This window comes from Uliginosibacterium gangwonense DSM 18521, from assembly GCF_000373965.1.
Taxonomy (GTDB): Bacteria; Pseudomonadota; Gammaproteobacteria; order Burkholderiales; family Rhodocyclaceae; genus Uliginosibacterium; species Uliginosibacterium gangwonense.
This window is the reverse complement of record NZ_KB892834.1, coordinates 66,683-84,940: the sequence shown is the minus strand read 5'-3', so window position 1 is coordinate 84,940 and position 18,258 is coordinate 66,683. Positions and strand designations below refer to the sequence as shown.

Here is an 18,258-nt window from a genome sequence, read left to right as displayed (position 1 = left end):
TAATATATAAAATTGGATAGTTCATGAAGAAGACGGTGGTGATCGGCTTTCTGGGAACCCAGCTTGATTACGCAGGCAAGGGCGCAGCCCGCTGGGAGCGCTGGCGCCCGACCTTGAGCCTGTGCCAGCAGGAAGACCTGATCGTGCATCGCCTAGAGTTGCTGCACGATGTGCGCAGCAAGAGTCTCGCGGACCGGATTGAAGGGGACATTGCCGCCGTGTCGCCAGACACCGTGGTACGCCATGTGGACGTCAGCCTGCGCGACCCCTGGGATTTCGAAGAGGTCTATACCCTGCTGCATGATTTTGCCCGCAGTTATCCGTTTGACCTGGAAAACGAGGACTACCTGATCCACATCACCACGGGGACCCACGTGGCGCAGATCTGCTGGTTCCTGCTGGCTGAGGCGCATTACCTGCCTGCACGTCTGGTGCAGACTTCACCGCCACGTAAGAAGGAGGCTGCAGATGTGGTGGGGAGCTATACCCTGATCGATCTGGATCTGTCGCGTTACAACAAGATTGCCCAGCGTTTTCAGCGCGAGCAGGCTGAGAAGGTGAGCTTTCTTAAATCTGGAATCGCTACGCGTAATGCAGGTTTTAATCGAATGATTGATGAGATCGAGCATGTTGCCGGGCGATCCAAAGCGCCGATGCTGATGGTGGGGCCCACCGGGGCGGGCAAATCGTTTCTGGCGCGCCGGGTGTATGAGCTCAAGCGGCAGCGCCAACACCTTGCAGGGCGCTTTGTGGAGGTCAACTGTGCGACCTTACGCGGGGATTCTGCGATGTCAACGCTCTTTGGTCATGTGAAAGGGGCTTTTACCGGTGCCCAGAGCGAGCGCCCCGGCTTGCTGCGTGCGGCGGATGGTGGCCTGTTATTTCTGGATGAAATCGGTGAATTGGGGCTGGATGAACAGGCGATGCTTCTGAAAGCCATTGAGGAGAAGCACTTTTTCCCCTTTGGCGGAGATCGGGAAGTAGAAAGTGATTTCCAACTGATTGCCGGTACCCACCGCGACTTGCGCCAGTGGGTGGCAGAAGGGCGCTTCCGCGAAGACCTGTATGCCCGCATCAATTTGTGGACCTTTGATCTGCCTGGCTTGGCGCAGCGCCCGGAAGATATCGAACCCAACCTTGAGTTTGAGCTGGAACGTTTTGCCCAGGAAAACGGTCAGCTTGTGCGCTTCAATGTCGAGGCGCGCCAGCGTTACTTAGCTTTTGCCAGTTCTGCAGAAGCATTATGGCGGGGGAATTTCCGTGAGCTGGGCGCCTCGGTGACGCGCATGGCAACGCTGGCCGAATCAGGGCGCATTACCGAAAAACTGGTGGGCGCAGAAATCGAGCGCTTGCGCTGGGGGTGGGTGGGGAAACCGAAGACGGACATTGTGAGCGAAGTGCTGGGTGAGCAGGCCGAGGCGCTGGACCTGTTTGATCGTTGCCAGCTTGCTATTGTCATAGATACATGTCGTACCTCGGAAAGCCTTTCTGAAGCCGGGCGCCGACTCTTTGCGGTTTCGCGTCAAGAGAAGAAAGTAGCCAATGATGCGGATCGCCTCAGAAAATATCTGGCCCGCTTTGGCCTTGAGTGGGCTTCATTACAAAAGGGGAATTCCGGGGTGTGACGCTTTCATGACCAGTCATGCGTCAGCATTATTCTCTTAACGTTTCTGAAACAAGATGACGACATGATGACCGGCTTGAATTACAAGCCGTGACTGTGTCGTCATCATGATTCACTTTGATTCCCCGCCCAAACGCCACGCCCGCATCGAAATCATCCCCATGATCGATGTGATGATGTTCCTGCTGGTGTTCTTTGTACTCATCAGCATCAACGTTATCCCCTCTTTTGGTGTGACCACCAATCTACCCAGTTCCAGCACCACTGCAAAGGTCAGCCTGGATCAGCCTGTCATTGTGACAATCAGCAAGGAAGGGGCCATTCAGGTTAATGGGCATGAGACGCAGGCGGAGAGCGTGGCTGCACAGGTCAAGGAATTGGCAAAGGGGGCGGTTGAGCCGCAAGTCATCATCAAGAGCGATGGTGAAGCGGTGATGCAGAAAGTGATCGACGTGATGGACCTGCTGCGTACCGGTGGTATCAGCAAGGTGTCGATTGCAACGCGCGCCCGCACGCAAGGCTAAATCGACATGGCCTTGTCTGTATTGTATCTGCATAGGCGGAAAGTGGCCTTTGTAGTCACATGTGGTGCAGCCTTGCTTGGTGCGGCTGTGCCTTGGCGCTTGTTGCAGGCGGCACAGGTCGAGCCTGAAAAGGCCCAGCTTGTTGAGCTTGCGCCGATTGAAGAACCGCCCAAGCCGACACCTGAGCCTCCGCCGCCAGAGCCGCAAAAGGTGCAACCCGTACAGCCCAAGGAAGTGCAGGCCAAGCCGGTTGCCCCTACGCCTGTGAGCCGACCGGAGCCTGTGGTGCCCACGGCAACCGAGGCGGCTCATGCCGATGTCACAGAAACGCCACCGCTGCCAAAACCTGCGCCGATGCGCTCCGAGCCGCCTGTGCAGACGCCATCCGTGGCGGAGCCACCTCCTGCTCCCCCGGCGCCAGCAGCCAATACGAATGCCAGCTTTGCCGACAAGATCCGCCAGTTGATCAATGCGGCCAAGGCTTACCCAAGCGGACGGGAGGCGATGACGCAAAAACCCGAAGGCACAGTGGAGGTTTGTGTAACGCTGGCGCGCAATGGAGATTATGTGGATGCCAATGTCAAGGAGAGTTCGGGTTCGATCCTGCTTGACCAGACGGGGAAACGCTTGGTGGCACGATTGCGGTATCCGGCTTTTGACGAGAGCGCTTTCAGAGGCCAGGCGCAGCATGAATTCTGCATCCGGCTCAAATACGAAGTACCCAAAAATTGACTAGGAGCTGATGTCATGAAAAATCGTACTCGGGGAACCCATCCGCACGCTGGCGCTTTCCGCCTGCGCGTGATCGCTTCGCAAATCTTGCTGTTGGCCTTGGCGCCCGCTTATGCGCAGACCACAACCGATCTAGGCACGGTGACCATTACCGGTGAAGGCGACAAGCTGGGCACTGGCCGAATCATCCAGGAAGACGCCACCAAGGCACGCAGCAACGTTACGCGTGCGGAATTGGCCAAGGAGCGTGCAACGGGCAACCCCTTCCAATCCTTGAACATGCTACCAGGGGTGAATTCTTTTAACCATGATGCCACGGGCTTATTTGGTGGCGGCATGACCATGCGCGGGTTCAACAGTGATCAGCTCGGCTTTACTGTCAATGGCGCTCCCGTGAATGATTCCGGCAGCTTTGCCGTCTATCCGCAGGAGTATGTGGATAACGAAAACGTCTGCCAGGAATTTGTGACCCAAGGTTCAACCGATGTAGATGCCCCTCACGTTGGCGCTACGGGTGGCAACGTGGGCATTTCCAGCTGTGACCCGGAAGACAAGGCACGCATCCGCCTGAGCTATACCATTGGCGAATTGAGCCTGAACAAGACTTATCTGCGCGTTGATACCGGGCGCTTCTATAACGACAAGCTCAAGTTCTTCGTCTCTGCGTCTCATGCAGAGGCGAATAAGTGGAAGGGTGAGGGGGGCGCAGATAAGAATCACCTGGACACTGGCATGCGCTGGGATTTGTCCAAGGGCAGCCATATTTCTGGCTCGGTGCTCTACAACCGGGCGGTGAACAATAATATCGGAACTATCAGCCTCAAGACGCTGGATCAAAGTGGCTATTGGACTGATTATTCCAGCGCCTTTACACCCGGGCATCTTACCCCGGTAAATGGTACGGCACAGAACGAAACGGGCCCGAATCCGATTTACTACAACCTGGCGCGCAATCCGTTTGAGAATGCCGTAGTTTCTTTCGATGGCGTATTCAAGCTGGCCGATAATGCTCAATTGCGCGTGCAGCCCTATTACTGGTATGGCTACGGCACCGGTGGTACGCAACAGGCCAAGCTGTCTGAAAGCAGTTTCCTGACGGCTGCGGGGACCAAGACCGGCAAGGTCGACCTCAATGGCGATGGTGACACGCTGGATACCATCGTAGTGGCTAGCAGCTCTGTGACAAAGACATATCGCCCCGGCGTCAACAGCTCCTTGACGCTGAACCTCGCCAACCACACCGTGCAGACCGGGCTGTGGTATGAACGCGCCGAACACCGCCAGACCGGCCCTGCCGTGGCGGTGGATAACAATGGCAACCCTGTCGATATCTGGCTCAAGAACGACCATATCACGCGCCCGGATGGTTCCGACTATGAATCACGCGACTGGAAGACGATCAGTCCGGCATGGCAAGCATTCCTGCAAGATAGCGTCTCACTGATCGATGATCGCCTGAACCTGACTGCCGGGGTACGCCTCCCGCATATCGAGCGCGACTTCACCAACTATGCCAATGAAGGCACGGGCACCCTGGCCGCGACCAACTACAGCATCACGAAGTCCTACTCTGCCGTGCTGCCGCAGGTGGGCGCACGCTATAACTTCACGCCTGAGCACCAGATCTTCTTCAATACGGCCAAGAACTTCAAGGCGCCGCCCAACTATGCCTTCACCCCCAGCAACAACAATGTGGGGTTGGTCAATGGGCAGGCAGAGTTGATTGGTAACGTGAAGCCGGAAACCTCGATCAATACCGATTTGGGCTATCGCTTCCAGGGCGAGTGGCTCACGCTCTCTGGTTCGCTGTTCTGGGTGGAGTTCAAGAATCGTCAGGCCAACGCCTATGATCCGGTGGTGCAGAAAAACATCTACACCAATGCCGGGGCAGTGCGTAACCGTGGCCTGGAATTGGAGTTGGGAACACGCCCCGTGGATGGCTGGTCGTTCTATTCTTCGCTGACTTACAACAACAGCAAGATCAAGAACGATCTGCTGGCAGGCTCCAGCGCCAGCTCCAATGGTAATCTGCCCACCACGGGCAAGAAGTTTGTGCTCACGCCGACCTGGATGGCCGGGCTTTCTGCACAATATGCCTGGTCGCAATACTATTTGCGCCTGCAGGGCAAATATACGGGCACGCAATATGCAACCTTGATGAATGATGAAAAGGTGCCTTGCTATTGGCTGTTTGATTTCGATGCAGGCTATCAGTTTGATGATGTCGGCTTCCTGAAAAAACCGACCTTGCGTTTGAACGTCAGCAACCTGTGGAACAAACGCTATCGCAACCCGCAAAGCTCGCAGAGTAATGCCTATGCGGTCAATGGCGTCACGAGTACAAGCACGGTGTACTACTACCTCGGCGCACCGCGCATGACCACGCTCAGTCTGTCGGTTGATTTCTGATTCTTCTCTCCACCCCCAAGGGGCTGCACTGGTGGCCCCTGTTTTTCTGAGATTGCCTGCGCCATGAACTATCAACTCCTGCACCAGATTTCGTTCTATCTCATGTATGCCTGCCTTACGTTGGCGTTGTTCATCAGCGTGGAGCGCATCGTATTTTTTCTGCATACCCTCAGGCATGCACGGGCGTTGGAAGGTACGGTGATCGGGCAATCCAAATCGCTGGATGAATTGGCTGCCCACGTTGGCGGGCAAGACAACATCCCCGCTGAGGCCCTGCGCGCCTTGATTGAAGAACGCAAGCAGGCGCGCACGGATGAGCAGATGGAAAATCTCTCCCAGGCCATCTACCTCGATTTGCGGGCCAAATTGACCCGTCATCTGTGGGTGCTGGATACCATTGTGACGGCGGCCCCCTTGCTGGGCCTGCTGGGCACGATCCTGGGCATCATCGAAACCTTCACTTCGCTGGCCAGTGCCGGGGTGTCAGACCCCAAGGGCGTGTCTGCAGGGATCGGTACGGCGCTGTTTGCAACCGCGCTGGGGATTTCCACGGCCTTGTTTGTGCTGGTATTCTTGAACCATTTCAACGACCGCGTTGAACGCATCAGCGATCATTTGAAGATTTTGATCCTGCGGATCTCCACCCAGGCTTGAGGAGTGCTTTATGCATGCAGTTTTGAAGGTGACCCCGGCCCTTGTGATACTGGCGCTGGCCGGGTGCGCTTCTGCGCCGCCCGCCCAGACCGCTGTGGCAGAGGTTGCCATCCTGGGGATCAATGATTTCCATGGTCATATCCAGTCTGCCGACCCGACCCCGCGTGTGCTCAATCTGCCCGATCCAGCAGACCCCAGCCGCAAGATTGCGGTGCCCACAGGGGGGGCGGCCTATGTGGCAAGCGAATTGGCCATTTTGCGCAAGGACAACGCCAATAGCATTACGGTTGGCGTGGGCGATCTGATTGGGGCTTCACCCGCGTCCTCTTCATTGCTCAATGACGAACCGACAATCGAGGCGCTCAACCGCATGGGGCTGAGCCTCAGCGTGGTCGGCAATCACGAATTTGATGCCGGCAGCGATGCCTTGCTGCGCCGCATCAAGGGGGAGTGCCCCGCCAATGGTTGTGCCATGCCCGGTTTCTCCGGCGCAAGGTTTGAGTATCTGGCTGCCAACGTGATCGACAAGGCCAATGGTAAGCCATTTCTCAAGCCGTATGTCATACGTGAGGTCGGCGGCGTCAAGATTGCCTTCATCGGAACACCGCTGCATGAAGTGCCTGATATGGTGATGGCTGCGGGTATTAAAACCCTGCGGTTTGAGGATGAAGTGCAGACCATCAATCACTACGTGCCGGAAATCCGGGCCCAAGGCGTGCGCACGATTGTTGCACTGGTGCATCAGGGGGGCGAATACGCGGGGGATTTCAACGATCCGACCTATCGCTGTGAGGGGCTGAAAGGGCCGATCATCGATATCGTCAAACGTTTGGACCCTGAAGTCGACGTGGTGATGTCCGCGCATACCCATAATGCTTATACCTGTAAGATCAATGGGCGTTTGGTTACGCAGGGCTATAGCTACGGCGCGCTGGTTTCCGAGATCCGTCTCAAGATCGACCGTCGCACCGGCGATGTATTGGCCACAGAGGCCACCAATCACGTGGTGGATCAGAGCACGCTGAAGCCGGACGCGGCCATGCAGGATTTTGTTGAGCAAACCGCCAAACAGACCGCGAGCCTGCGCAATCAGGTGGTCGGTCGTCTTGCCAATCCGCTGACCCGTCAGGCCCAAGCAGGCTACGGGGATTCATCGCTGGGGAATCTTGTAGCTGATGCGCAAGCCGCCTATGCCCGGAGAACGGAGCCGGTTGATTTCGCCATCACCAACTCCGGTGGCCTGCGGGCTGATCTGCCTAGCAAACCCGGTACAGAGCGCCCCATCGTGCTGCGTTTTGGTGACCTGTATGCGGCCCAGCCCTTCAGGAACAATCTGGTGGTGATGAGCCTGAGTGGTGTGCAGGTCATGCAGTTGTTGCGTGACCAATGGCAAGGGCATGAAGCGGAGAACCCTTCACTTCTGCAGGTTTCCAGGGAACTTACATACCATTGGGATGCCGCGCGCCCCATTCAGGATCGGGTGTTTGACGTGCGTATCGGCGGGGAAACCTTGAATCTGCAGCGCAATTACCGGGTCGCAATGAATGCCTTCCTGGCGGGCGGTGGCGATGGTGCCAAGGTGCTCACCCAAGGGACGGATGTGCACGGTTTGGGCTTGGATATCGATGCGATCCGCTGGTATACCGAAAGTGCCACGGCTACGCTGGATGTGCAGTCCGAAGGGCGTATCCGGCGTGTGGATGCCTATGGCAAGTAGCGATCAGGTGCGGCGCAACTGACGCAGTTCATTGAGCACCAGTGCTGCAATCACCACCGAGCCACCTTGCAGGGTGGCTGCGGTGGGGATTTCCCCAGCGCCCAGCCATGCCCAGAGCGGGCCGAAGAGGGCTTCGAGCAGGCCGAGCAGCGATATCTGTGGTGCGCTCAGGCTGCGGGAGGCCACCACCATCAGCATGCAGGGCAGCCCGAGCTGGAAGGCCCCGAGTATGGCGAGTATGCCGATATCGTGGGCAGAGGCCTGTATGGGCCACGCCAGCGGCAGCATCGCCAATGCCGAAAACACAGCACCCAGGCATACGGCGGGCACCAGATCGACCGCGTGACCGCTGTGTTTGAAGGTGATGATGTTGATGGCCGAGGCGAGAGGCACGCTCAATGCAATCAGCATGCCAAGCACGTCGCGCGGATTACCTGCTGCCACCCCGCCTGAGAAAATCCAGGCCATGCCTGCCACGGCCATCACAATCGCAAACCATGTTGCGCCCGTGATCGGTGTGCGCAGCACAAAGCGCGCGAGCAGCGCCGTGAGCAAAGGGGATGCGCTGCTGACAACCAGGGTGTTGCTGGTGGAGGTCAGCGTGAGTGCGATCATGAAGCAGCAGAACATCACGCCCCACAAGGCACCGGAAATCAACAGGCTTTTGCTGGGTCGCCGCAGCGAAGCCAGCGCCTGTTCTCCGCCACTGAACTTTAGGGCGAGTACGACAAACACTGCACAGAAGGTGCTGCGCCAGAATGTGACTTCGAAGCTGCGTGCGGCTTCCAGGTGCCGCGTCATGACGCCCGCCATGCTCCACAACAGGGTGCAGAGCACCATGACCATAATTGCCACCGGGCGACTGTACTGGCGGGTAAACATGATGACGTCAAAATCAGCAAAGAGGCTGATTGTGTAGCAATTCCCATGCTCTGTCGAGCCGGGAGCGGTGAGCCAAGGTTGCAAACAGGGCGCCGGGAAGGCGCACCTGCGTAGAAGCCGTAACAAAATGGAGTGCAACGGTTCTGGCTAGGCGCGCCACCGCAGACAGTACAAGTAGTACGGCAAGGCGGCGTAACAACGCCAGAACTATTTTGTTATGGCTTCTTACTGCATTGTAACGTCGTCGCGGGTGAAGGTCAGTGTGCGCACGAATTCCAGCCTGTCATATTCCTTGCGGATTTCGGGCGGGAACGGTGCATAGGGCTCGGCGATCTTGATGATCCGCAGGGCGGCATCGTTGATCTTCGGGTCCTTATCCGGGCGCACAATTTCCAGCGTTACCAGCCGTCCTTCTGCGCTCAGTTCGATGTGTACCTGCACGCTGCCATACAGCGAGCCGACTTGGTTGCGCGGGAAGTTCAACTCGCCCACGCGTGCCACCTTTGTGCTCCAGGCCGTTACATATTGGGCGTGTGAGGCGTACTTGGTGGTGGGGGCGACGAAAGCCTTGCGCGGACGCGAGGCATATTCCTTGAGCGCCTTGTCCACAATCGCGGCTTGGCGGGCGATGGCACTGGCTCGGACCATGTCGATCCCCGGCGGGCTGGGGTCGGTCTCGGTGGGGTTTTCGTCGGACTTCTTTTTCTTCTCGACCGTTTCAGTATCGGTCTTGCCCTTGGCTGCGGTCAGCAGGTCGCGCTGCACGGCCTCTAGTTCCACCTGGCGCTTTTTCGCTTCCACCAGGCTATCACCTTCGCGCCGATCAGGGTCTGGCGGCAACGGTGAGCTGGGCATCACATTCTGGTCTGTATTGCCCCCACCATCCAGGTCAGCCTGGGCCAGCACTTTTGCATTTTTGGATGACTGGGCGTGCTTGGCATTGACCAGTACGATCTGCAGCCCCTGGTCGCGGTTGACCTTGGGGCCGGCAGGCAAGCCGACAAAGCCGGTTGCCAGCATCACCGCGTGGGCAACAAGAGAGATGACGACTGCCACCGGCAGGGCATAAGCGGGCCGGATAGGGCTGGGTTTGCGCACGCGACGGGCCTTGCCGCTATGCGACGATTTGTGCGGAGCTTGTGCCGCTGCCGGGCGGGCAGCGGTGCTCTTGGATGAAGGTGGTTTGGGCGCAGACATGGCTTGCGATTCTACGCCAGCGGCTCTTCGCCTTCTTCGCCGCCCGTCTCATCGTCTGCCACCAAGGGCGGTAGCGTGGCGAGGTACTTGCCACGCAGGTCAATATCGATGAGGTCGATCTTTTCGAGAGCGAATTGGACGCGGTCGTGCGGATTGACTCCGGCGGGCTGCGAATGCAGCTTGAACACGAAGGGCACTTCCTCCAGGCGCACGATGTTCTCGCGCAGCACCTTGGCGGTGGTTTCCTTCAGCTTGTTCTGGCTCAGCCAGCGCAGGCACCAATAGCGCTCCATGCCGCGTTGGAATTCGTTGTAGGCCGAGTAGGTCAGGTCGAAGTCGTTCATCGCCGCCGCCAGTTCGGCAGATCCCGGCGGGAACGGCGGTTCTTCGCCGCGCAGGTGGGCGATCAACTGCCACTGGTTGCACAGGTCCACATAGCGGCGCAGCGGGCTGGACGACCAGGCATAGCAATCTACCCCCAGCCCGTCGTGCGGGGCGGCAGCGGTACTCATGCGCACACGTCCGCCTGTTTGCACCCGGTAGATGGCCGGGATGCCCACTTCGTGCAGGAGCTTGCCCCAACTGGAATTGGCTAGGATCATCAGTTCGGCGACCAGTTTGTCCAGCGGCGAGCCGCGCTTGCGCCGGTCGATGGTGACGACACCGGGGCCGTCGTGCGTTTCCTGTGCCCAATCCACGTAGTAGTTGTAGTCGAGCATGTTCTGGTTGGCTGAAGGCTTGCCGCGCCCGGCTTCGAGCACGGTAGCCAGTTCCCACAACACCTTGAGTTCGGGCATGTAGGGGGCGTCGGGCAGGTCGCCCATCAGCGTTTCATCGTTGAAGAGCGGTTCGATGTCGTGGTGGCGCAGGTTGGCAACTACGGGCACGCGCTCGATCATGCTGTGCTGGCCTGCAATGCTGTAGTCGGCATTCACCTCCACGTACAGCGACAAGGCAGGGCGTGCCTGCCCTTCACCCAGGGTGTAGGCGGAGACAATATCGTCGGGCAGCATGGTGATCTTGTTGCCGGGCATGTACACCGTCGACAGGCGCTTGCGGGCAATCGCATCAATCGGGCAGCCGGGGCGGATGCCCAGGCCGGGGGCGGCGATGTGGATGCCGACCTTCCAGCCCCCTTCCTCACGGCGGGTGAGCGAGAAGGCGTCGTCAATTTCGGTCGTGGTGGCGTCGTCGATCGAGAAGGCCTGCACAGTGGCTAGCGGCAGATCGTCTGGCAGCGGTGGGGCCACCACAGCCGGGAAGTCGGTGCCTTCCGGGAAGTATTCAAACAGGAAGCGGCCCAGGTGCAGGTCGTGGCTGGAGGGCAGCGCCCCTACCTTGAGCAGCAGGCGCGGAATGCTCTGCCCGCTTTCTTCTGCTGCGGCTTCCAGTGCCTTGGTTTCCAGGCGGTTGCGATCCGGGCGGTAGAGTAGCTGTTGCAGCATCGGTGGGAACTCTGCCGGGAGCTTGTCTGATAGCAGCTCTGTCTTCATGCGCTCCACCTGTTCCTGCTGCTGGCGCTTTTTCTCGGCCCCAGCCAGGGCCGCTTGCAGGATTTCGGTCGGCGCCTTGCGGAAGCGCCCCTTGCCCTTGCGGTGGAAGTAGATCGGTGAGGAAAACAGCTTGAGCAGGACCGAGGTGGCTTCAATGGCCGAAGGGGCATGGCCGAAATAGTCTGCAGCGAAATCAGCAAAGGCGAATTCATCATCCCCGCACATTTCCCACAGAAACTCGGTTTCCATCCCCTGTGCTTCGGTCTCGGCACGTGCCAGCAACTCGCCGATGGCGGGTGTGGTAAAGCGCAGCAGCACGTTGGCTGTCTTGAGCTTGACGCGCTTGCCGGTGGAGGTTTCCACCTGCAGGGAGGTGTCGTTATCGCTGAGGATAGTGGCGGTCTTGAACGCGCCATCCTCTTCAAACAAAACATTCATGTGTATGTGCACTGCGGGCAGAGATATGCGAGCGCGGATTATCCTTGAAACTGCGGTTTGGCGCACCCGTTGAAATGGCCTGGGTGTGCTCCATTGTAGCCGGTGTCTGCAATCAAGCCGGATTGAGTGTGTGATCTGTGCTCACATGGGGGAGTATCAGGGTGGCGCGCAGCCCGCCTTCAGCGCGGTTGGCAAGCAGAAGCTCCCCGCCGTGCAGCAGGGCAATGTCCTTGACGATGGACAGCCCCAGCCCCATGCCGCCGGTTGCGCTGTTGCGCGAGGCATCCACCCGGTAATACGGTTCGGTAACCCGCCCCAGTTGCTCTGGCGGAATGCCGGGGCCATCGTCCTCCACGCTGATGAGCAGCGCTTCAGGGTTGTCTTCCAGCCTGATCCGGGCGGATTGGCCGTACTTGATGGCATTGTCGATGAGGTTCTGCAGAGCCCGCCGCAGTGCCGTGAGCCGCCCGGTATAGGGCGCGGTGGTGCAGCCGCTTACCTCGACAGCCTTGCCCAGCAGGGCGGCGTCTTCGGCAAGGCTTTGCAGCAGGGCGTTCATGTCGATGCGGCATGGGGGCTCGGTTTCCTGCAGGCTGCGCAGGTAATCCAGGGTGGCGTCCAGCATGGCGGCCATGCCATCCATGTCGGCGGCCATCTGCTCACGCAAGTCATCGTCTTCCACCAGCTCGGCGCGCAGGCGCAGGCGGGTCAAGGGGGTGCGCAGATCGTGCGAGACCGCCGCCAGCGCACGTGAGCGCTCGTCAATCAGGCGCTTGATGCGCCCCTGCATGCGGTTGAAGGCCTGTGCGGCACGGCGTGTTTCGGTGGAGCCCTGCTCGGCCAGCGGTGGGGCGTCCAGATCGTAGCCCAGCTTGTCTGCCGCCTGTGCCAGTTGCTGTAGTGGCTGGCTGATCTGGCGCAGGGCCAGTATGACCACCGCCAGCACAATGACCAAGGTAAGCAGCAGGCGGGTGATCAGGTTGGAGGAGAGGGCGGGCGGGTCAGACTCGAGTGTGGCGGTGATCCGCACCCACTGCCCATCGTTCAGGCGTACATCGAAGCTGCGTGCGGCGTTGCCGCGCTGATGGTGGCCCATGCCGCCCTGGCCGCCGGGTGAGCGGATCTCCCGTTCGCTGCCCAGGCGGGCGGCAATCATCATGCGGATCTGGCCTTGCGGGGCGTGGGGGGAGACTTGATCCTCGCTGATCATGCGTACCTGGAGGGCTGCCGATTGCAGGGCAGCGATAGTGGCTTCCCGCTGGGAGGCAGGGGCAGCCTCCAGCACACGCACGGCTTCCACAATGCGATCCGAAAAATTCAGCCCGCGCGCCTGGGAAACCGCCACGGCGCGTTCATCTGACTGCAGCCAGAAGCTCACCCACTGGGCCGCCAACAGGCCCGCCAGCAGAATCAGCGCAAGGCGCGCAAACAGGCTGGAGGGAAGCCAGTTCAGGCGCATGAGTCGCGTACCTCGATGGAGCTGGCCAGCACATAGCCTTCGCCGCGTACTGTCTTGATCAGCATGGGCTCACGGCTGTCGTCACGCAGGCGCTGGCGCAAGCGGCTGACCTGCACATCAATGGCGCGGTCATAGGGTTCGGCCTCGCGGCCGTGGATCATCTCCGTCAATTGATCGCGGTTGAGCACCCGGTTGGGGTGATCCAGAAAGATGCGCAGCAAGCGGTATTCACCACCGGACAGCGGTGTGACCACCCCATCCGGCGCAGTCAGCACGCGAGTGGCCGTGTCCAGACACCACCCGGCAAAGCCCAGGCAGCGTGCAGGCTCGGGCCGCAGGTTGGGCGGCAGCGCTCGGGTCCGGCGCAGAATCATCTTGATACGGGCCAGCAACTCACGCGGATTGAAGGGTTTGACCAGATAGTCATCCGCCCCCATCTCGATGCCGATGATGCGGTCGGTATCCTCCCCACGCGCGGTGAGCATCAGCACCGGGATATTGCCGTGCCCCGGCTTGGCGCGCAGATCGCGGCACAGGCTCAGGCCATCGGTATCCGGCAGCATCAGATCCAGCACGATCAGGTCGACCGCGTGGCGTTCAAGCTCACGCCACATCTCGCGGCCATCGCGTGCAGCGTGCGCCTCGAAACCGTTGCGGGCCAGGTAATCGACCAGCAGGCGGCGGATTTCCGGGTCGTCATCAACAATCAGGATGCAATCGGCTTTTTCCATACTTGGTATATCGCGACAGGTTCTGAGTGGATTAAACGCGCTTTTTGCGGGCTCCGTGGTCTTGTTTGTAACCCACTGTAACAGCTTCGCCAAGTGTTACCGGGCGATGCAAAACGGCTGCTGGATGCAACACCTCGCTTACATCTGTGATCTTAAATACGCATCAAGGACGGACGAAACACATCCTTCCCCTTACCCAGTGTAACAACCACGGAGATCATCATGACAAACATTACCCGTATCGCTCTCATCGCCCTGTTTGGCGCCGTACTCACCGTGCCGGTGCTGGCCCAGACGCAAAGCGCCCCCAACGCCGTCTGTGGCATGGGGCAGGGCCGCAACTGCATGCAAAATGGAACAGGCCAGGGCGCAGGCAACCAGGGCGGTGGCATGGGCCGCCACGGTGGTCACGGCATGCACGGTGGTCAGAATGGCGGGCGTGGTGGCGCCGCGCTCATGACCTCGGAAGAACGCACTGCCCATCAAGCCAAGATGCGTGCCGTCAAGACCTATGATGAATGCAAGGCAGTGCAGGCCGAATTCCGTAGCACGATGGAATCCCGCGCCAAGGACAAAGGGGTCACATTGCCTGCCCCGCGTCAGAATGCCTGTGACAACCTCAAGGCCCGTGGCCTGATCAAATAATGATCGCCTGCCGCCCCCGGCTACCCTGGTGGGCCGGGGGCAGGATGGAATGATTTGATAAGGAGTGATCTCATGTTCAAGCCCACCGTAATGCTTGGTCTGCTTTGCGCTTTTGGGGCCGCCCACGCAGCCGATGCCGTGACTGATGCAATACAGGCCAGCTATGTGCCTTATCGGATCGCATTGTTCAAAACGAACAGCAATGCCCAGGCCGAAGCCTTGCAAGCCGTGAAGCAGGCGCAGCAGGGGTGGGCGCAGCTTGCCACTGCATTTGCCAGCCCTCCCGCTCCTTATGATCGGGATGCCGGTTTTGCCCAGTCACTCGCCGAGGTCGACAAGGTCTACAAAAAGGCTGAGCACGAAATTGAGGCCAATCAACTGGGCGAGGCGCATGAAACCCTTGAACATGCGCGTGACATCATCGCTGCGCTGCGCCACCGTAACAACGTGGTGGTTTATAGTGATCATATGAACGCCTACCACGCCCAGATGGAATGGGTGCTGACAGAAGGGCCGAAAGCGCTTGACAGGCCCGAGGGTGCGGACGAACTGATCGCGCAGACCGGCGTGCTGACGTTTCTGGCCGAGCGGCTGAAAACCGAGGCGCCGCCGGAATATGCCAAACAAACCGAGTTTGGCGTGATGCTGGCCGCACTGCAAAAGTCCGTCGCTGATCTCAAGGCCGCCGTGCTCACCCGCGATGCAGCGCGCATCCGGGAGGCGATTGCCAAAGTCAAAGCGCCTTATGCCAAGATGTTCGTTAAATTTGGCTGATGGGCAATGCGTGTGGACACATCAGAACAGCCCTGATGCAATGTTGATGGTGAGTGCCAGCACGGTTGTGTTGAAAATGTAGGCCAATATGCAATGCACGAGCCCTGTGCGGCGCATCCGGCTGGAGCAGAAAGACACATCTGCAGTCTGGCCGGATGTTCCGATGACACAGGAGAAATACAGAAAATCGAGGTAATGGGGTTCCCGTGTGCCGGGGAAGTTGAGTCCGCCATCGCCCCCTTGCCCCAGGTCTATGTAATAGTCATGGGCATAGTGGAGGGCAAATGTAAGATGCACAAAGCACCACGATGCCACGAGCGTGGCGGCAGCGAGTGTCAGGTGTCCGACGCGTATCGCCCCCTGCGTGTCCTTGGCTACACCCAGTTCTGCCACGATTGCCGCCAAACAGGCCAGTGAGGTGAGGATCACGCCGCTGAGGATGACCAGCCGGGCTTCGTCCTGTACTCTGGCGCGCCAATGCATGCGTTCGGAAGACGAACGCATGATCATGACACCCACCAGCAGTAGGTAGAGCCAGATGCCCGCATTCCACGCGATGAGTAGACGGCTGGCAAGATGCGGCGCAAGTGCGAGGGGAAACAGCAATCCTGTTGCTATGCCAAAAGCAAGCGAAAGGGAAAGCCGTGGCCGTGCCCGGATCTGGCGGATGAAGATGCTGCGATGGTGCAGCAAATGCATGGAAGGGTCGGTGGTCACGTTCTGCTCCTTTGTTCCATCGCGGAGGGGGAGAGCCATCATAATCGAACACCTTGTCAGGCGCCTGACGAACTCCCTACAAAGAATTCTAAGCCCTGGCTTTAGGCAAGGATCGGTGGCATTGCCATGTGGCCTTTCTTCGCTTACGCTTGGCAGAGCAGGCGCTGTTTGAACCGCTAGGCTTGCTCCTCATAGACTGTATTTTCAAGGAACTCCAACGTTATGGCAGAAGAGAAGAAAGAACCCTGGCTCAATTATCTGGCCTTGACCACGGTTGTTTTTGCAGTGTGCGCCACGCTGGCGACCTTCAAGGGCGGTGGTTATTCCACGCGTAGCGTGATCAGCCAGGCGCAGGCTTCGGATCAATGGGCATTTTTCCAGGCCAAGAGTACCAAGGGCAACCTGTACGAAATCCAGCGCGAAGCCCTGGAACTTCAGCAGGCCGCGTTGCCTGCCAACGCGCCTGCCGAGGTACGCGAACACTATGCCAAAACGATTGCGGATTACAAGGATCGGGTAGCCCGCTACGAGAAGGAGAAGGCTGAAATCCAGACCGCAGCCAAGGCTTTGGAGCAGACCCGCAACGATGCCCAGCGCCATTCGCAACCTTTTGGGATCGCTGTGATCTTCCTCCAGGTGGCAATCCTGATCTGCTCAATTGCCGGCTTGTTCAAGCGCAAGGTCATGTGGCAACTGGCGCTGCCGATTGGCCTGCTGGGCTTGGTCTATTTCGCCAACGGCTTCTTCCTGTTCATGTAGATCATGCCCTCAGAACCTGTTCAGAATCTGTAGCGAGAGGCCGTCAGCGGGGGCGTAGCCAGGGTTTCACAGAGCACCGCTCTGTGCTGGCGTAGCCGGTGTGCTGTGCAAAGCACACCGTGGAGAAGAGCAGCGCAGAAACCGGAGTTTATTCGTATAAATGAGGATTTCGAGCAGCGCATGAGCCCCGATCACGGCCTCGCAGTAAGATTATGACTAGGTTCTCACGCGTGGGGGTAAAGTCTTGAGCAGTGCCAGGCGGCTGCGATAGCTTCGCACCGCCTGGGCTAGCAGCACCGCCAGCATCAGCTTGCTTGCCATCAGCAAAAGGGCGGCGGGCCGGGTCAGTTCCGGGGCGAAACTCGCAGTAGTGAGCAGGGCAATGCCCAAGGCATCACCTGCCAACTGAACCCTTTGCCACTTTTCCGGGATGATCTGATGCAGCAGTGGCAGCCTTGCCCGTGCCGCATTATGGCGTTGCCAGTGCAGCCAGCTCAGGAAGGGCACGATGCGATACAGCATCACATTGATGGCCCCGCCGCCAAACCCCGCCAGCATCATCACGCCAAATGCCACGCTCCAGCGTGGGTCGGCCAGCAGACTGGCTGCCAGGGCCAAACCCGCCGCAATCAGGCTGATCACGGCCAGCCCCAGCCAGCCCCAGTGAAACGCATCGTGTTCGCCCCGCCGGGATTTCCTGACCCGTAATGCCGTGAGTACCCCAAAGCCTGCCAGCGTGGCGCAGAGCAGCACCCGGATGCCCGTTACAACGTCACCCATCTGCCACCATGCCGCCACGCCCACCGCAAGCAGAAGCAATGATGCCATCTGCATGGCGCGGGTCCAACCGCGTGGATAGGCATCGGTAACATGGAACATGGGCACCACGACGCCTGCCACGCTGGCGACCAGCCCGCCGACCCAGCCTGCCATGCCCCACTGCGCATGCCAATCCACCAGCACAACGAGGGGCAAGTCCCAGCCTTGCGTCAGAATACCTAGCAGCACGCAAGCCAGCGTCAGGGTCATACCCAGGGCCCAGGTACTGCGGCGCATGGATGCCACCAGTTCCGCCTTGGTGGGCTGTTGCCACAAAGCATATGCCAGACGCAATCCGGCCAATCCCAGGCAAGTCAAGAGCAGGCTGCCTGCAAGCAGAAACCATGTTGTGCTGCCACTCAGGAAGGCCTCTGCCAGGGTTGCCACACCCAGCATTAGGGCCGCCAGCAAGAGCTGATCCCCCCAACCCCAGCGGGGGAGACTCAGCCCGCAGGCAACCGGCACGAACTGGAGCAATGCCCCAAGCATCACCGGCATCAACCCACCCAGCGCAAAGATATGCACGGCGGCGAGTGCTGCGGGGTGCCAGCGTGTGAGCAGGGCTTCCGGCTGCCAGACCAGCATGGCCGCTGCGCCCAGCATGCCGCACACGCCTGCGAGCATGTAGGCAAACGACAATTCTGGCGCGGGCGAAGCCTCTGTTGAAACCATTTGCATAGGGAT

The 18,258-nt window shown here is 59.3% G+C and carries 16 protein-coding genes; 9 read left to right on the top strand and 7 right to left on the bottom strand.

Annotation, left to right across the window (positions count from 1 at the left end; all coding sequences use genetic code 11):
• Positions 1-23 precede the first annotated feature (23 nt).
• The 6 genes from rtcR (at position 24) to B145_RS0100370 (ending at position 7,660) form a co-directional block, all read left to right on the top strand.
• The gene (gene rtcR / locus B145_RS0100395) at positions 24-1,625 is read left to right on the top strand and encodes an RNA repair transcriptional activator RtcR (RefSeq protein ID WP_018604401.1); all 1,602 of its coding nucleotides are present in this window, start codon (positions 24-26) and stop codon (positions 1,623-1,625) included.
• A gap of 106 nt (positions 1,626-1,731) precedes the next feature.
• Positions 1,732-2,148 (top strand): ExbD/TolR family protein, encoded by a 417-nt coding sequence (locus B145_RS0100390; protein ID WP_018604400.1) that lies wholly within the window; start codon positions 1,732-1,734, stop codon positions 2,146-2,148.
• Positions 2,149-2,190: 42 nt separating this feature from the next.
• On the top strand, positions 2,191-2,880 hold the full coding sequence (locus B145_RS0100385; RefSeq protein WP_157288206.1) for an energy transducer TonB: 690 nt from the start codon (positions 2,191-2,193) through the stop codon (positions 2,878-2,880).
• Between the two features lie 15 nt (positions 2,881-2,895).
• Complete coding sequence (locus B145_RS0100380) at positions 2,896-5,289, top strand: TonB-dependent receptor (protein WP_018604398.1); 2,394 nt, start codon at positions 2,896-2,898, stop codon at positions 5,287-5,289.
• Between the two features lie 63 nt (positions 5,290-5,352).
• The gene (locus B145_RS0100375) at positions 5,353-5,943 is read left to right on the top strand and encodes a MotA/TolQ/ExbB proton channel family protein (RefSeq protein ID WP_018604397.1); all 591 of its coding nucleotides are present in this window, start codon (positions 5,353-5,355) and stop codon (positions 5,941-5,943) included.
• A 10-nt stretch (positions 5,944-5,953) separates the two neighbouring features.
• On the top strand, positions 5,954-7,660 hold the full coding sequence (locus tag B145_RS0100370) for a bifunctional metallophosphatase/5'-nucleotidase (RefSeq protein WP_018604396.1): 1,707 nt from the start codon (positions 5,954-5,956) through the stop codon (positions 7,658-7,660).
• A 3-nt stretch (positions 7,661-7,663) separates the two neighbouring features.
• On the opposite strand, the gene B145_RS0100365 is transcribed toward B145_RS0100370, so the two are convergent.
• The 5 genes from B145_RS0100365 to B145_RS0100345 all read right to left on the bottom strand — a co-directional run bounded on the left by B145_RS0100365 (position 7,664) and on the right by B145_RS0100345 (position 13,860).
• A complete protein-coding gene (locus B145_RS0100365) occupies positions 7,664-8,542 on the bottom strand; it encodes a DMT family transporter (protein WP_026258683.1) in 879 nt (292 codons plus the stop codon).
• A gap of 225 nt (positions 8,543-8,767) precedes the next feature.
• Positions 8,768-9,739, bottom strand: coding sequence for an energy transducer TonB family protein (locus B145_RS23860; protein WP_018604394.1), 972 nt, complete (start codon positions 9,737-9,739; stop codon positions 8,768-8,770).
• Between the two features lie 11 nt (positions 9,740-9,750).
• On the bottom strand, positions 9,751-11,670 hold the full coding sequence (locus B145_RS23855) for a ribonuclease catalytic domain-containing protein (RefSeq protein ID WP_018604393.1): 1,920 nt from the start codon (positions 11,668-11,670) through the stop codon (positions 9,751-9,753).
• Positions 11,671-11,782: 112 nt separating this feature from the next.
• Positions 11,783-13,129, bottom strand: a complete 1,347-nt coding sequence (locus B145_RS0100350; RefSeq protein WP_018604392.1) for an ATP-binding protein — start codon at positions 13,127-13,129, stop codon at positions 11,783-11,785.
• Positions 13,120-13,860 (bottom strand): response regulator, encoded by a 741-nt coding sequence (locus B145_RS0100345; protein ID WP_018604391.1) that lies wholly within the window; start codon positions 13,858-13,860, stop codon positions 13,120-13,122. The genes B145_RS0100350 and B145_RS0100345 overlap by 10 nt, the downstream gene beginning before the upstream one ends.
• A gap of 222 nt (positions 13,861-14,082) precedes the next feature.
• Here B145_RS0100345 and B145_RS0100340 point away from each other — a divergent pair, with 222 nt between their 5' ends.
• Together B145_RS0100340 and B145_RS0100335 are read left to right on the top strand one after the other, a co-directional pair.
• Positions 14,083-14,505 carry a hypothetical protein gene (locus B145_RS0100340; RefSeq protein ID WP_018604390.1) on the top strand — a complete coding sequence of 141 codons (423 nt, stop codon included), beginning with the start codon at positions 14,083-14,085 and terminating at the stop codon, positions 14,503-14,505.
• A 72-nt stretch (positions 14,506-14,577) separates the two neighbouring features.
• Complete coding sequence (locus tag B145_RS0100335) at positions 14,578-15,279, top strand: hypothetical protein (RefSeq protein WP_018604389.1); 702 nt, start codon at positions 14,578-14,580, stop codon at positions 15,277-15,279.
• A 21-nt stretch (positions 15,280-15,300) separates the two neighbouring features.
• Here the strand turns inward: B145_RS0100335 and B145_RS0100330 are convergent, their stop codons facing one another.
• Positions 15,301-16,038: a DUF1345 domain-containing protein gene (locus B145_RS0100330; protein ID WP_018604388.1), complete on the bottom strand. Its 738-nt coding sequence runs from the start codon at positions 16,036-16,038 to the stop codon at positions 15,301-15,303.
• A gap of 180 nt (positions 16,039-16,218) precedes the next feature.
• Between B145_RS0100330 and B145_RS0100325 the strand changes: the two genes are divergently transcribed.
• Positions 16,219-16,755, top strand: a complete 537-nt coding sequence (locus B145_RS0100325) for a DUF4337 domain-containing protein (protein WP_018604387.1) — start codon at positions 16,219-16,221, stop codon at positions 16,753-16,755.
• A 216-nt stretch (positions 16,756-16,971) separates the two neighbouring features.
• Here B145_RS0100325 and B145_RS0100320 read toward each other — a convergent pair whose 3' ends face one another.
• The gene (locus B145_RS0100320) at positions 16,972-18,252 is read right to left on the bottom strand and encodes a hypothetical protein (protein WP_018604386.1); all 1,281 of its coding nucleotides are present in this window, start codon (positions 18,250-18,252) and stop codon (positions 16,972-16,974) included.
• Between the last annotated feature and the right edge of the window lie 6 nt (positions 18,253-18,258).

Excerpts from the sequence above, each read along its gene's own strand:
- rtcR (WP_018604401.1), top strand. The coding sequence starts at position 24 with ATGAAGAAGACGGTGGTGATCGGCTTTCTGGGAACCCAGCTTGATTAC.
- B145_RS0100390 (WP_018604400.1), top strand. The coding sequence starts at position 1,732 with ATGATTCACTTTGATTCCCCGCCCAAACGCCACGCCCGCATCGAAATC.
- B145_RS0100380 (WP_018604398.1), top strand. The coding sequence starts at position 2,896 with ATGAAAAATCGTACTCGGGGAACCCATCCGCACGCTGGCGCTTTCCGC.
- B145_RS0100375 (WP_018604397.1), top strand. The coding sequence starts at position 5,353 with ATGAACTATCAACTCCTGCACCAGATTTCGTTCTATCTCATGTATGCC.
- B145_RS0100370 (WP_018604396.1), top strand. The coding sequence starts at position 5,954 with ATGCATGCAGTTTTGAAGGTGACCCCGGCCCTTGTGATACTGGCGCTG.
- B145_RS0100365 (WP_026258683.1), bottom strand. The coding sequence starts at position 8,542 with ATGTTTACCCGCCAGTACAGTCGCCCGGTGGCAATTATGGTCATGGTG.
- B145_RS23860 (WP_018604394.1), bottom strand. The coding sequence starts at position 9,739 with ATGTCTGCGCCCAAACCACCTTCATCCAAGAGCACCGCTGCCCGCCCG.
- B145_RS23855 (WP_018604393.1), bottom strand. The coding sequence starts at position 11,670 with ATGAATGTTTTGTTTGAAGAGGATGGCGCGTTCAAGACCGCCACTATC.
- B145_RS0100350 (WP_018604392.1), bottom strand. The coding sequence starts at position 13,129 with ATGCGCCTGAACTGGCTTCCCTCCAGCCTGTTTGCGCGCCTTGCGCTG.
- B145_RS0100345 (WP_018604391.1), bottom strand. The coding sequence starts at position 13,860 with ATGGAAAAAGCCGATTGCATCCTGATTGTTGATGACGACCCGGAAATC.
- B145_RS0100340 (WP_018604390.1), top strand. The coding sequence starts at position 14,083 with ATGACAAACATTACCCGTATCGCTCTCATCGCCCTGTTTGGCGCCGTA.
- B145_RS0100335 (WP_018604389.1), top strand. The coding sequence starts at position 14,578 with ATGTTCAAGCCCACCGTAATGCTTGGTCTGCTTTGCGCTTTTGGGGCC.
- B145_RS0100330 (WP_018604388.1), bottom strand. The coding sequence starts at position 16,038 with ATGATGGCTCTCCCCCTCCGCGATGGAACAAAGGAGCAGAACGTGACC.
- B145_RS0100325 (WP_018604387.1), top strand. The coding sequence starts at position 16,219 with ATGGCAGAAGAGAAGAAAGAACCCTGGCTCAATTATCTGGCCTTGACC.
- B145_RS0100320 (WP_018604386.1), bottom strand. The coding sequence starts at position 18,252 with ATGCAAATGGTTTCAACAGAGGCTTCGCCCGCGCCAGAATTGTCGTTT.